The 13,914-nt window shown below is 69.2% G+C and carries 12 protein-coding genes, 1 rRNA gene and 1 riboswitch; of the genes, 1 reads left to right on the top strand and 12 read right to left on the bottom strand.

Features of this window, described 5'->3' with window-relative positions; genetic code table 11:
• Positions 1-19 precede the first annotated feature (19 nt).
• Positions 20-2,905 (bottom strand): aminomethyl-transferring glycine dehydrogenase, encoded by a 2,886-nt coding sequence (gene gcvP, locus ACZ32T_RS29605; RefSeq protein ID WP_467274413.1) that lies wholly within the window; start codon positions 2,903-2,905, stop codon positions 20-22.
• Between the two features lie 193 nt (positions 2,906-3,098).
• Positions 3,099-3,194, bottom strand: a riboswitch (glycine riboswitch).
• Positions 3,195-3,327: 133 nt separating this feature from the next.
• Between gcvP and ACZ32T_RS29610 the strand changes: the two genes are divergently transcribed.
• On the top strand, positions 3,328-3,699 hold the full coding sequence (locus tag ACZ32T_RS29610) for a PRC-barrel domain-containing protein (protein WP_467274414.1): 372 nt from the start codon (positions 3,328-3,330) through the stop codon (positions 3,697-3,699).
• Here the strand turns inward: ACZ32T_RS29610 and ACZ32T_RS29615 are convergent.
• The 11 genes from ACZ32T_RS29615 to rrf all read right to left on the bottom strand — a co-directional run.
• Positions 3,621-5,096 (bottom strand): DNA polymerase IV, encoded by a 1,476-nt coding sequence (locus ACZ32T_RS29615; protein WP_467370006.1) that lies wholly within the window; start codon positions 5,094-5,096, stop codon positions 3,621-3,623. The two genes, ACZ32T_RS29610 and ACZ32T_RS29615, sit on opposite strands and share 79 nt — an antisense overlap.
• A gap of 80 nt (positions 5,097-5,176) precedes the next feature.
• Positions 5,177-5,794, bottom strand: coding sequence for a MerR family transcriptional regulator (locus ACZ32T_RS29620; protein WP_104790518.1), 618 nt, complete (start codon positions 5,792-5,794; stop codon positions 5,177-5,179).
• 167 nt (positions 5,795-5,961) lie between these two features.
• A complete protein-coding gene (locus ACZ32T_RS29625; protein ID WP_006123076.1) occupies positions 5,962-6,435 on the bottom strand; it encodes a bifunctional nuclease family protein in 474 nt (157 codons plus the stop codon).
• A 53-nt stretch (positions 6,436-6,488) separates the two neighbouring features.
• The gene (gene ftsR / locus ACZ32T_RS29630) at positions 6,489-7,223 is read right to left on the bottom strand and encodes a transcriptional regulator FtsR (protein ID WP_467274416.1); all 735 of its coding nucleotides are present in this window, start codon (positions 7,221-7,223) and stop codon (positions 6,489-6,491) included.
• Between the two features lie 41 nt (positions 7,224-7,264).
• The gene (locus ACZ32T_RS29635; RefSeq protein ID WP_467274417.1) at positions 7,265-8,038 is read right to left on the bottom strand and encodes an FHA domain-containing protein; all 774 of its coding nucleotides are present in this window, start codon (positions 8,036-8,038) and stop codon (positions 7,265-7,267) included.
• A gap of 190 nt (positions 8,039-8,228) precedes the next feature.
• The gene (locus ACZ32T_RS29640; protein ID WP_467370008.1) at positions 8,229-9,098 is read right to left on the bottom strand and encodes a DUF881 domain-containing protein; all 870 of its coding nucleotides are present in this window, start codon (positions 9,096-9,098) and stop codon (positions 8,229-8,231) included.
• Positions 9,099-9,115: 17 nt separating this feature from the next.
• Positions 9,116-9,448, bottom strand: coding sequence for a small basic family protein (locus ACZ32T_RS29645; protein WP_003970459.1), 333 nt, complete (start codon positions 9,446-9,448; stop codon positions 9,116-9,118).
• Positions 9,445-10,365: a DUF881 domain-containing protein gene (locus ACZ32T_RS29650; RefSeq protein WP_467274420.1), complete on the bottom strand. Its 921-nt coding sequence runs from the start codon at positions 10,363-10,365 to the stop codon at positions 9,445-9,447. Before ACZ32T_RS29650 ends, ACZ32T_RS29645 begins: the two co-directional genes overlap by 4 nt.
• 96 nt (positions 10,366-10,461) lie before the next feature.
• Positions 10,462-12,957: a sugar phosphate nucleotidyltransferase gene (locus ACZ32T_RS29655; protein ID WP_467274422.1), complete on the bottom strand. Its 2,496-nt coding sequence runs from the start codon at positions 12,955-12,957 to the stop codon at positions 10,462-10,464.
• A 109-nt stretch (positions 12,958-13,066) separates the two neighbouring features.
• Complete coding sequence (locus ACZ32T_RS29660; protein ID WP_467274424.1) at positions 13,067-13,675, bottom strand: CDP-alcohol phosphatidyltransferase family protein; 609 nt, start codon at positions 13,673-13,675, stop codon at positions 13,067-13,069.
• Between the two features lie 146 nt (positions 13,676-13,821).
• Positions 13,822-13,914 (bottom strand): 5S ribosomal RNA (rrf, locus tag ACZ32T_RS29665); the annotation flags it as partial.

Consider the following 13,914-nt stretch of genomic DNA (forward strand, 5'->3'; position numbering starts at 1 on the left):
GGCCCCGACGCGTCCCTGCTTACTGGTCGTACTCGTCCAGGGGCGGGCAGGAGCAGACGAGGTTGCGGTCACCGAACGCACCGTCGATCCGGCGCACCGGCGGCCAGTACTTGTCCGAAGGCGTGACGCCGGCGGGGAAGACCGCCTCCTCGCGGCTGTAGGCGTGGGTCCACTCGCCACCGAGCGCCGCCGCCGTGTGCGGGGCGTTGCGCAGCGGGTTGTCGTCCCCGCTCCACTCGCCGGAGGCGACCTTGTCGATCTCGCCGCGGATGGCGATCATCGTGTCGCAGAACCTGTCGAGCTCGGCCAGGTCCTCGCTCTCCGTCGGCTCGATCATCAGCGTCCCGGCCACGGGGAACGACATGGTCGGCGAGTGGAAGCCGTAGTCGATCAGCCGCTTGGCGATGTCGTCGATGCTGACCCCGGTCGCCTTGGAGACCGGCCGCAGGTCCACGATGCACTCGTGCGCGACCAGGCCGGCCGGGCCGTTGTAGAGGACCGGGAAGTGCGGTTCGAGGCGCTTGGCGATGTAGTTGGCCGCGAGTACGGCGACCTGCGTCGCACGCTTGAGACCCTCGCCCCCCATGAGGCGTACGTACGCCCATGAGATCGGCAGGATGCCCGCCGATCCCCACGGAGCGGCCGAGATCGGCCCGACGCCGGTCTCCGGGCCCGCCGCGGGCTGGAGGGGGTGGTTGGGGAGGTACGGCGCCAGGTGGGCGCGCACTCCGACCGGGCCGACACCCGGACCGCCGCCGCCGTGCGGGATGCAGAAGGTCTTGTGCAGGTTCAGGTGGGAGACGTCGCCGCCGAAGTGGCCCGGCTTGGCGAGACCGACCAGCGCGTTGAGGTTGGCGCCGTCCACGTACACCTGGCCGCCGGCGTCGTGCACCTCCCCGCAGATGTCCGCGACGTGCTCCTCGAAGACCCCGTGCGTGGAGGGGTAGGTGATCATGAGGACGGCGAGCTCGTCGCGGTGGGTCGCGATCTTGGCCCGGAGATCCTCTATGTCGACCTCGCCGTCGTCGGCGGTCTTCACCACGACGACCTTCATGCCGGCCATCACGGCGCTCGCGGCGTTGGTGCCGTGGGCGGAGGACGGGATCAGGCAGACCGTGCGTGCGTGGTCCCCGTTGGCCCGGTGGTAGGCGCGCACGGCCAGCAGGCCGGCGAATTCGCCCTGCGAGCCGGCGTTGGGCTGGATGGAGACGGCGTCGTACCCGGTGACCTCGGCAAGGCGCTCCTCGAGCTCCCGGATGAGGGTGAGGAAGCCCTGCGCCTGCTCGGCCGGCGCGAAGGGGTGCAGCGCACCGAATTCGGGCCAGGTGATCGACTCCATCTCGGCGGTCGCGTTGAGCTTCATCGTGCAGGATCCGAGCGGGATCATGCCGCGGTCCAGCGCGTAGTCACGGTCGGCGAGCTTGCGCAGGTAGCGCAGCATCGCCGTCTCGGAGCGGTACCGGTGGAAGACCGGGTGGGTGAGGATCTCGTCGTCGCGCAGCAGCCCCTCGGGCAGCGCGTCGGCCGTTCCGGCGTCCAGGGCGTCGATGTCGCCCCCGGCCCCGAAGGCCGCCCAGACGGCGGCCACCTGGGTGCGGGTCGTGGTCTCGTCGCAGGCGACGGAGACGTGGTCGGCGTCGACGAGCCGCAGGTTCACCCCGCGCTCACGCGCGTCGGCGACCACACCGGCCGCTCCCTCGGGAACGCGGACGGTGAGGGTGTCGAAGTACGCGTCGTGCACGACCTCGGTCCCGGCTCCGCGCAGCCCTTCAGCCAGGATGGCGGCGAACCGGTGGGTGCGCCGGGCGATCGTCCGCAGCCCCTCGGGGCCGTGGTAGACGGCGTACATACCGGCCATGACGGCGAGCAGCACCTGGGCGGTGCAGATGTTGCTGGTGGCCTTCTCACGGCGGATGTGCTGCTCGCGGGTCTGCAGCGCCAGCCGGTAGGCCTTGTCACCGTCCGCGTCGACGGAGACCCCGACGAGGCGTCCGGGCAGGCTGCGGGCGAACTTCTCGCGCACGGCCATGAAGCCGGCGTGCGGTCCGCCGAAGCCCATCGGGACACCGAAGCGCTGGGTGGTGCCCACGGCGATGTCCGCGCCCAGCTCGCCGGGCGAGGTGAGCAGGGTCAGGGCCAGCAGGTCGGCCGCGACGGACACGATCGCGCCCAGCTCGTGCGCCTGGTCGATGACGGGCTTGATGTCGCGCACGGCGCCGGAGGCGCCCGGGTACTGGAGCAGCACGCCGAAGACGCCCCGCTCGGCGATCTCGGCGGGGATGCCCTCGGCGAGGTCGGCGACGACCACCTCGACACCGGTCGGCTCGGCGCGGGTCTCGATCACGGCGACGGTCTGCGGCAGGGTGTCGGAGTCGACCAGGAAGACGCCGCCCTTCACCTTGCCGACCCGCCGTGCCAGAGCCATGGCCTCGGCCGCCGCGGTGCCCTCGTCCAGGAGCGAGGCGCCGGAGGTCGGCAGGCCGGTGAGGTCGGCGACCATCGTCTGGAAGTTCAGGAGGGCTTCGAGCCGCCCCTGGGAGATCTCGGGCTGGTACGGCGTGTAGGCCGTGTACCAGGCAGGGTTCTCCATGACGTTGCGCAGGATCACCGGCGGGGTGAACGTGCCGTAGTAGCCGAGCCCGATCATCGGTGCGAGCACCTGGTTACGGTCGGCGAGGCTGCGCAGCTCGGCCAGGACCTCGGCCTCCGTGCGGGCCTCGGGGAGGTTCAGTGCCTCGGCACTCCGGATCACGTCGGGCACCGCCGCGGCGGTGAGCTCGTCGAGGGAGCCGTAGCCGACCTGGGCCAGCATCTTCGCCTGGGCCTCGGCATCGGGCCCGATGTGGCGCTGCTCGAACGGAATGCCCTGCTCCAGCTGGGAGAGCGGAGTGCGACGGGGGGTCATGATGGAGGCCTCCTGGTCTGTCACGACCTGCGAGGGGCGCCACGGCGTGGCTGCCCGAACGGCCTCCCCATCTGTCATCTCGACCTGAGAGCTTCACCGGCACGCCCCGGGGCATACCGGCTTTCACCGTCGGTGAGGGTGGTCCCCGTCGCGGCATGTGCCGTACGGATCCCGCCCTGCTTTCCAGAGTGACCTCGTCCGTGCGGTACGGGGGCCTGAGAGATTCCGGGGAGGAGTTGCTCCTTCGGCGCCTCCGAATCGCTCCGGAGGACTCTCCCGCACAGGGTCAGCAGCCGTGCTCCAGCCTACCAGCGGGGCCGGGGCGGGCCGTCTCGAGTGGCCGAGCTCCCGGATCTGGCATTTCGTAGTGCCTGTGGAGCAGCCGCGACCACCTGATGCAGTTGTGACCAGTGGGAGGCACCGTGCAGACCGACATCGATCCGCGCAGCCTGATCGGCCGCAAGGCCTTCGACCGCCAAGGTGCCAAGATCGGAACGGTGGACGAGGTCTATCTCGACGACGCGACCGGGGTCCCCGAGTGGGCCGCCGTCCGCACCGGTCTCTTCACCAGGGACGCGTTCGTCCCGCTGGAACCGAGCGAATTCGTCGACGGCGCACTCGTGATCCCCTTCGACCGGGCCCTGATCAAGGACGCGCCGGACTTCGGCGTGGGCCGCCATCTCTCTCCCGAGCAGGAGTTGCAGCTCTACCGCCATTACGGACTGGACTCCTCCCCCTCGGCCGGCCCGGCTCCGGACAGGGACTTCGGCAGGCTCGCGGGCCACGAGGAGTAGTCCGCCGGCTCCCGGACCAGGCGGAGCGGATCGGCCGGCTGCAGCTGCGGATCGTCGATCCGGAAGGTCCGCACCCGGCCTGGCGGCGTCCACGGTTCCTCGAAGCGCACGGTGACCCGGCCGACGCCGCTGCCCTGCACCCAGCCGTGCCCGTGGACCTCGTGCCGTACGTCGTGGCCGGCCGGCCAGCGCCGCGCGGCCAGATGCTCCTCGCTCCCCCCGGTCTCCCCGCCGGGCTCCTCCTCCGCCCCTGGCCGCCCCTCGACCGCCGCGGCGTCCGCCGCGACCGCGGCCGCGGCGGATTCCCCGGCGGCGTGCTCCGCGTCGGCGGCCTGCGCGAAGAGGTCCTCCTGCGTGAAGTCCGCCAGCCCCGTGACACCGACGCCGAGCAGCCGGACGCCGCCGGTCGTGTCCACGGCCTCCAGGAGCCGCGCAGCGGCCTCCCTGACCACCGTGGGGTCGTCCGTGGGGCCGCGCAGGGTCTCGGACCTGGTGAGCGTCGAGAAGTCGTAGCGGCGCACCTTGAGGACGACGGTGCGCCCGGAACGGCCGGCGCCCCGCAGCCGCCGCACGCACCGGTCCGCGAGCCGCTCGACCTCCGCCCTCACGCGCACCCGGTCGTGCAGGTCGACGTCGAAGGTGTCCTCGACCGACACGGACTTGGCGTCCCTCTCCGCGACGACGGGACGGTCGTCGTACCCCTGCGCCATGCGGTGAAGCGCGACACCGTGCGCCTTGCCCAGCAGCCGCACGAGCTCCGCCTCGCCCGCCTCCGCCAGGTGACTGACGAGGGTCATTCCGGCGCGCCGGAGATGGTCACCTGTGGCGGGACCCACGCCCGGGAGGATGCGCACGGACATGGGCGCCAGGAGCTCACGCTCGGTGCCGGGCTCGATCAGCAGCAGCCCGTCCGGTTTCGCCTCCTCGGAGGCGATCTTGGCCAGCATCTTGGATCCTGCCAGGCCGACGGAACCGCTGAGTCCGGTGACGGCTCCGATAACGGTGCGCAACTGCCCGCCGATCGCCCGCGCGGACTCCGAGTCGTCGGCGACCCCGCCGGCCTCCAGGTCGACGAAGGCCTCGTCCAGGCTGAGCGGCTCGACGAGCGGTGACAGCCGCCCGAGCAGCTCCATCACCTGGTCGCTCACCGTCCGGTAGAGCGCGAAGCGCGGGACCAGATAGGCCGCGTTGGGCGCGAGGCGCCTCGCCTGCGCCATCGGCATCGCCGAATGCACGCCGAGACGCCTGGCCTCGTAGGACGCGGTGGCGACCACGCCACGCGTCCCCAGGCCGCCCACCACCACCGGCTTGCCGCGCAGGCTCGGCTTCGACGCCTGCTCGGCCGAGGCGTAGAAGGCATCCATGTCCAGATGCAGAATGGTGGGCGCGGCTCTCACATGGACCGATGCTGCCCTATGCCACTGACAACCGCCCCGCCCGGCGCACGCACTGTGCCGTCCCGTCCCGCCCCGGTGACTCAGCCCGCGCGATTGCGCCGACGCGCCAGTTCGTCGGCGGGGTTGTGGCCGATCAGGGTCTCCCCCGTGTCGACACGCTCTCCGTGGAGCTGGGACAGCGCCGCGTCGACATCCCGCCAGACGACACCGACGGCGATACCGAAGACACCCTGGCCGCCCTGGAGGAGATTCACGACCTCGTCGGGCGAGGAGCACTCGTAGACCGTCGCACCGTCGCTCATCAGCGTCATCCGCTCGAGATCCGTGAATCCGCGCGCCCTGAGGTGCTGCACGGTGGTCCGGATGTTCTGCAGAGCGACCCCCGTGTCCAGGAACCGCTTGACGATCTTGAGGAGGACCACGTCCCGGAAACTGTAGAGACGCTGCGTCCCCGACCCGTACGCCGGACGCACGCTCGGCTCCACCAGCCCTGTACGCGCCCAGTAGTCGAGCTGCCGGTAGGTGATGCCGGCCGCCGCGCACGCTGTCGGCCCCCGATAGCCGATGTCCCCTGCCACTCCCACACCGTCCGCTGCCACCACAGCCGGCTGAACCGGCTGTCTGATGGAGTGGTCGGCCGCACTGCCGTGCTGCCGGTACGGCCCACCCGCAGCCGTACCGTCGCCGCTGCTTCTCACGCCGACCTCCGTCCTTGACCTGCCACCTCGAAGGTAGGCAGTCACCAGGGGTGCGTCAACGATCGCCACACTCGGCACGCCGAGTGATAATCACCCTGAGGGTGGTTTCCCGTGACTGATTTACGGGAACGGCTTGTCGGATGCGCTGACACAGCCTCCGCGGAAGGTCACTGGCTGTTGGTACCGAAGTCCTCCGGCGAGATCTGGTCGAGGAACTCGCGGAACTTCTCCACCTCGTCCTCCTGCTCGTCCGGGATGGCGATTCCCGCGTCGTCCAGCACCCCGTCACTGCCGTAGATGGGCGTGCCGGTGCGCAGGGCGAGCGCTATGGCGTCGGACGGCCGCGCGCTCACCTCGACCCCGCTGGCAAAGACCAGCTCCGCGTAGAAAACCCCTTCTCGCAGGTCCGTGATGCGGACCTCGGTGAGCTCCTGGCCTACGGCCTCGAGCACATCCTTGAAGAGATCATGGGTCAGCGGCCTGGCCGGAGCCATGCCCTGCTGGGCGAAGGCGATCGCGGTCGCTTCCCCAGGGCCGATCCAAATAGGGAGGTACCGGTCGCCTCCCACTTCACGCAGGAGCACGATCGGTTGGTTGGAGGGCATTTCCACCCGGACACCCACAACGTCGAGCTCGTTCACACAGCAACCCTAGGACGTGCCCGCCATGTTTGGATAGTCGGGCTCCCCCGCCCTCAGTGGAAGCCGGCCTTCAGAGCGCTCTGCACCAGCGCGGCGTGGAGCCGGACGGAGAGGTCCGCGAGCTCCTTCGCAGTGGCCTCCGCATGCGCCCTGGTCTGCGGATTCCGGTGCCGGCGCAGCGGCGCGACCACCTGTTCGACCAGCCCTGCCTCACGCTCCGCGGCCGCCTTGACGGCCCGCAGATGCCGAGGTTCGAGACCGAATCTGCCCAGGTCCGCCACCAGCCGTGCCACATTCACCGCCTCGGCGTCGTAGCTCCCGCCGGCGGCCGGCACGATCAGCCCGTACGACTCCCACTCGTCGAGCTGCTCCTCGGTCGCCTCGGTGGCCGCCAGGAGCTCGGAGCGTCCGATACGGGCGGCGGTGGCCTGCCCCTGGTCCCGGAGGGCGTCGGCGGGATCACCCGGGCCTCCGTGCGGCAGTGCCACCTGCTCACCGCGTGCGAGGGCCTCCAGGTGCTCACGGATGACCTTGAGCGGCAGGTAGTGGTCGCGCTGCATGCGCAGCACCTGCGTCAGCCGCTCGACGTCGGCGGGGCTGAACTTCCGGTAGCCCGACGGCGTCCGCTGGGGCTCGATGAGCCCCTCCGTCTCCAGGAAGCGGATCTTGGAGATGGTGACTTCGGGAAATTCGTCGCGCAGCTGCAGAAGCACCGTGCCGATGCTCATCGCGCGCTGACCGGCGGCGGCGGTGCCGTGACCGGCACCGCCTGTCGGTGTTCGCAGCATGGACCTTCCTGGGGTCCCCCCGGACACTGCCCGGGGGAGGGTCACACGCCCCGCTGGCTCGCGTAGAAGACCAGCCGGTACTTTCCGATCTGGACTTCGTCGCCGTTGGTCAGCGCGACGGAATCGATGCGCTCGCGGTTGACATAGGTGCCGTTGAGGCTGCCGACGTCTCCCACGGTGAAACTACCGTCCGGGTTCCTGTGGAACTCCACATGACGCCGCGACACGGTCACGTCGTCGAGGAAGATGTCGCTCTGCGGATGACGGCCGGCCGTCGTCAGGTCACCGTCCAGCAGGAAGCGACTGCCGGAGTTCGGGCCGCGTCGCACCACCAGCAGCGCGGAACCCGCCGGCAGGGCGTCGACGGCGGCCTGGGCCTCCGGGGAGAGCGACGGAACGGCCGTCTGGCCTGTCGCCTCCGCCTCGTACGCCTCGATACCGGAGATCGAGATGGTCGAGGTCGTCTCGGAGGCACGCTCGGGCACTCCGCCCCTCAGCGGCGCACCACAGTTGGAGCAGAAGCGGCTGGCCTCGGCATTGCGATGCCCGCACCTCGTACAAACCGGCATGGACGAGCCCTCCGGAGCGGGGGCGAACCCTCCACCCGTACTCGAGGTCGATGGCTCCCCGAAACCTATGCGCCCTGCACCTCCAGGGTCAACGGACGACGCGCCGGCGCCTCCCTGGACCTCGTCGCGGAAGAGCGGGCGCTCCGCACCCTGCTCCTCGGCGCCCTGACGCGGAGCGCGGTGACGGGCAGCGCTGTTGCTGTCCTCGCGGGCGCTCTTTCCGAACAACTTCGCAAACAACTTCACGGGCGTTTCCCCTTGACCGAAATAGACCCGCCCGTGGGGCAGGACGAACCCTGAATGACCACACCTGCCGACCCGGACATCCTCACAACGTCCGTATCCACCCGACAGTTTCCACCACACGTCACCGATCCGTTGCGCCGACCCCCCGCAACCCGGCGCCCGTGTCCTTCGACTCCGACGCACCGCCGCCTCACTGGGGCGACGACCGAGCGTGATCAGGCTGCTTCGGGGGTCGCAAGGCGTCCACGACGATGTCGTCGGCGCGCGCCACCTCCACCGTGGCCTGCTCCTTCTCGAGCGTCTGCACCACACCGCCGGGAATGTTCAGAGCCGGCTCCAGGTCCTGCGGCTTGCCGATGACCTTGAACGCGTAGGGGGACTCGACCTTCCGGCCGTCGACTCTCAACTCTCCCCCGTCCCCGGAGAAATATGTGTTCGCCACCACCCGCACGCCGTTGATCTCGATGGCCTCGGCGCCTGCCGCGCGCAGCTCCTGGATGGTGTCGAGGAGCATGTCGGCCTCCACCGCACCGGCCGGGTCACTGATGGTCAGAGTGATCCCGGGACCGTGTGCGGCGACGGTACCTGCCAGGATACCGAGCTGCCGCTCCTTCTCGAGCGTCTGCTTGCGGGCTTCCTCCGCCTGGTCGGAGCTGTTCTCCAGTTCCGTGCGCTGGTCGTCGAGACGCTGCTTTTCGTCCTCCAGGCGCTGGGTCCGGTTGTCGAGCTCGTCAAGGATACGGACCAGGTCCTCCTGGCGGGCCCCGCGCAGGGCGCTGTTGTCGCTGTTCGACCTGACCTGGATGGCCAGGCCCAGACCGAGGACGAACAGCAGGAGCGCCACGATCAGTTGGGCTCTGCTCACCCTGGGCGGCCATAGGCCCGCCCGCAGTCGCTGGCGTCCCGAGACCCCCTCCGGCCCGCCCTGCCGGGGCGGTGCGGGGCCGGACCCGGGTGGTTCGGGCGCTTCCGGCGGGAGCGCGCCGGCCCGCCCACCGTTTCCGGGCCTGAACGCGTGGCCGGGCTGCTGTGCGTCGCCCGGGTTCTGTTCGTTGCTCATGCCGTCGCTCATCGGCCTCACGCCCGGAAGACGTGCCGGCGGATGGCCGCGGCGTTGGAGAAGATCCGAATGCCGAGCACGACCACCACACCGGTGGAGAGCTGGGCCCCGACACCCAGTTTGTCGCCCAGGAAGACGATCAGCGCGGCCACGACGACGTTCGACAGGAACGACACAACGAAGACCTTGTCCACGAAGATCCCGTCGAGCATGGCCCGCAGTCCGCCGAAGACGGCGTCGAGGGCGGCGACCACGGCGATCGGCAGGTAGGGCTCGACCACCGCCGGAACTTCGGGCCGGACCAACAGTCCGACCACGACTCCCACGACGAGGCCCAGTACGGCGATCACGATGTGCCCTTCCCTGTGTCTGCCGCACCACTGCCCGTGTCTGCGGCCTGAGGCTCTGCTGTTCGTACGATCAGGCTGGGCGCGGCCGGAAGGCGCACCTTCTCCTGCTCGGAGATGCTGGTGCGGATGTCGAAGCTCTCGTGCAGCGCCTGAAGATACTGGCCGTCCGCACTGTTCTGGAAGGCCGTGGCGAGCTTCTTGCCGTCCCCCACCGCCTGCACCGTGTACGGCGGCACGAGCGGCCTGTTGTCGACCAGTATGGCGTCGCCCGCCGCGCGGATCGCTGAGAGGGCCGTCAGCCGCTGCCCGTTGATGGCGATCGCCTCGGCACCGGACTGCCACAGACCGTTGACCACACGCTGCATGTCCCGGTCACGAACCCGCCCGGTGTCGGCGAAACCGGTGGACTCACGGGGGCCGCCGCCGCCCTGGTCGGTGTCCTCGGCGTCGTCCACGACCAGTTTGATGCCGGGACCTTCGACCGGGGTGGCCCCGGACAGCAACGCCACCAGGCCGCCCTGGTCCCCACCGTGCTCCTGAAGCGCCTTGCGCTGCCGCTCTCCGACGTCCTTGCGCAGTTTGTCGACATCCGCCTCGAGCGTGTCCGCCATGGAGGTCTCGGCGTTCACCCGGTCGATGAGCTCTTCGCGCTCCTTGGCCACGACAGGAGCCGCGACCCGGGCCTCCGCGGCGCCGAGCGTCACCACGAGGGCGGCCAGCACCAGGCCGGCGGCAAGTCCCAGCTTGGCCTTCAGCGTGCGCGGCAGCCCGTTTCGCCCCTCGGACCGGCGACGCGCCGAGGCCTCGGCGTATCCCTCGTCGAGGCTGTGTTCCATCACGGTGGTCAGCAGCGACATGGACGCGTCGGGGCGAGGACGCGGCGGAGCGCTACTCCGATCGGGGGGCGGCTGCGACATGCCGCACATCGTCGCACGTCATGCCTGCTGCCGCCGAATGGCCCCACCGTGGGCCCGCAAGCCGCAGCACACGGCTTGCGGACCACGGTGGTCCGCTCAGTCGCCCGCGCTGTCCACGACCGCCGCCCACTCGTCGAGCAGTGCCTGGGCCGAGGCGTCGTCGGGCCCCTCGGCCCACAGGTGCGTGACTGCTTCCGCGCGGTCGGGCAGCACCATCACCCAGCGGCCGTCGGTCTCGACCACGCGCACGCCGTCGGTGGTGTCGACGCTGCGCTCCCCCGCCGCTTCCACGACCCGGCGCATGACGAGCCCCTTGACCGCCCATGGTGTGGCGAGGTCCCGGCGCAGCACGTGGGCACGCGGGATGCGGGCATCGATCTGGCTGAGGGTGAGCTGTGTCCTGGCCACGAGACCGATGAGCCTGACGAAGGCCGCCGCACCGTCGAAGACGCTGCTGAACTCGGGGATGATGAAGCCGCCTCGGCCGTCACCGCCGAAGATCGTGGTGTCCTCACGTCCCACGCGCGTCAGGTCGTCAGGCGATGTGGTCGTCCACTCGACCTGCGTGCCGTGGTAGGCGGCGACCTGTTCGGCGACCCGGGTGGTGGTCACCGGCAGGGCGACCCGTCCGCTCCTGCGCTCGGCCGCCACGAGGTCGAGCATGACCAGCAGCGCCCGGTCGTCCTCGATGATGCGGCCCCGCTCGTCCACGAGAGAGAGCCGTTCACCGACAGGGTCGAACCGTACGCCGAAGGCGGCCCGCGCGGAGGACACGATCTCTCCGAGGCGCACCAGTCCGGCCCGCCGCGACTCGGCGGACTCGGTGGGTCGTGACTCGTCGAGCCCGGGGTTGATCGTCAGCGCGTCCACACCGAGGCGGCCGAGCAGGCTGGGCAGGACGAGCCCGGCACTGCCGTTGGACGCGTCCACCACGACCTTGAGGCCCGCGTCGGCGATGCCGCTCGTGTCGACGTTGCGGAGCAGGGAGCCGGTGTAGGAGTCGTAGACGCTCGACGGGAAGTGAAGGTCACCGATCTCACCCGGGAAGGCCCGGCGGAATTCCTGACGGGCGTACACGCGGTCCAGCTTCTTCTGGCGTGCTTGGGAGAGATCGGCTCCCCGCTCGTCGAAGAACATGATGTCGACCGAGTCGGGCACACCCGGAGACGTACGGATCATGATGCCGCCGGCGCTGCCCCGTGCGGTCTGCTGACGGGCCACCGGCAGCGGCACGTTCTCCAGGTCCCGGACATCGATGGCGCTGGCCTGGAGGGCGGAGATGACCGCTCTCTTCAGTGCGCGTGCACCACGGGAGTGGTCGCGGGCGGTCGTGACCGTCGCGCCCTTCTTCAGGGTCGTCGCGTACGCGCCTGCGAGACGGACCGCGAGCTCCGGAGTGATCTCGACGTTCAGGATCCCGGTGACACCGCGGGCCCCGAAGAGATGTGCCTGTCCGCGCGACTCCCAGATGACCGACGTGTTCACGAAGGCGCCGGCTTCGATGGTCTTGAACGGATAGACCCGGACATTGCCCTGGATAATCGATTCTTCGCCGACCAGGCACTCGTCGCCGATGACGGCGCCGTCCTCGATCCGCGAGGCCCGCATGATGTCGGTGTTCTTCCCGATGACGCAGCCGCGCAGATTGCTGTGCTGCCCGATGTAGACGTTGTCGTGTACGACTGCCCTGTGAAGGAAGGCGCCGGATTTCACGACGACGTTGGAGCCGATGACCGTGTGCTCACGGATCTCGGCGCCGGCCTCGATCTTGGCGTAGTCACCGATGTACAGCGGCCCCCGCAGAACCGCGTCGGGATGGACCTCGGCGCCTTCCGCCACCCAGACGCCGGGCGAGATCTCGAAGCCGTCCAGCTCCACGTCGACCTTGCGCTCCAGCACATCGGCCTGGGCCTTCACATAGCTCTCGTGCGTGCCCACGTCCTCCCAGTAGCCCTCTGCGATATAGCCGCAGATGAGCTTGCCTTCCTTCATGAGCTGCGGGAACACGTCGCCGGACCAGTCCACGGAGGTGTCGGCCTGGACGTAGTCGAAGACCTCGGGCTCCATGACGTAGATGCCGGTGTTCACCGTGTCCGAGAAGACCTGGCCCCACGTCGGCTTCTCCAGGAAGCGCTCCACCTTCCCGTCTTCGTCCACGATCGTGATCCCGAACTCGAGAGGGTTCGGGACGCGGGTGAGGCACACCGTGACGAGTGCGCCCTTCTCCTTGTGGAACGCGATGAGATCGGTGAGATCGAAGTCGGTGAGTGCGTCGCCGGAAATCACCAGGAAGGTGTCGTCCTTCAGGGCTTCCTCGGCGTTCTTGACACTTCCCGCGGTACCGAGTGGCTTCTCCTCGTTGGCATAGCTGAGCTCCATCCCGAGTTCCTCGCCGTCGCCGAAGTAATTCTTGACGAGAGAGGCGAGGAACTGGACGGTGACAACGGTCTCGTTCAGCCCATGCCGTTTGAGCAGCCGCAGCACATGCTCCATGATCGGCCGGTTGGCCACGGGCAGGAGCGGCTTGGGCATGCTTGAGGTCATGGGGCGAAGGCGGGTGCCTTCACCGCCTGCCATCACGACGGCCTTCATGTCGGAAACGTCCTCCTCGAAGAGACGACGGTCGAGCCGACTTCACCCGTCGGGGCACCACCACAGCATCCGGTGGGCCGGCGACTCTGCACGGCGCCACATCAACGAGCTAATCGGCTACTTCATCCGCCTTGACCAGACGGCGGACCTGAACCACGTACAGGATTCCTGCCCACCAATACAGGGTTGTACCCCACCCAGCGAACGCCCATCCGAAAATGGTGCCCAGTGAAGCAAGCCAACCACTTCCGTCGCTGAGCAGCAACAAGGGGAAGGCGTACATCAGGTTGAAGGTTGCAGCTTTTCCTAGGAAGTTCACCTGCGGCGGCGGATAGCCGTGCCGGCGAAGGATTCCCACCATGACGAGAAGCATCAGCTCACGGGCGAGGAGAGCGGCTGTCAGCCATAGTGGCAGGATCTCCCTCCACGTGAGCCCGACGAGGGTCGAAAGAATGTAGAGGCGGTCGGCGGCCGGGTCCAGGAGCCGGCCGAGACTGCTGATCTGATTCCACCGGCGCGCGAGCTTGCCGTCGAGGTAGTCACTGACACCGCTCAGCATCAGGACCAGCAGGGCCCAGCCGTCGCTGTTGGGCCCGCCGAACACGGGGCGAAGAATCAGCCACAGGAAGAGCGGCACGCCGACGAGGCGAGCCATGCTGAGGATGTTGGGGATGGTGAGTACTCGGTTCGTCTGAACTCGAGTCTCCTGGACCTCCACCCGGGGGCCTCCTGTGAAGAACGTGCGAATGATGCCCCCTGACCTTACCCTCAGCCCCTGCGGTCCGGTGCACAGGGGTACGAGGGAAGGCTCTGAACGCAGAAAAGCCCCGTGCCACAAGGGCACGGGGCTAGTCCGTAATATTTGTTCGGCGGCGTCCTACTCTCCCACAGGGTCCCCCCTGCAGTACCATCGGCGCTGAAAGGCTTAGCTTCCGGGTTCGGAATGTAACCGGGCGT

It is taken from the genome of Streptomyces sp. NPDC023573 (assembly GCF_055559735.1).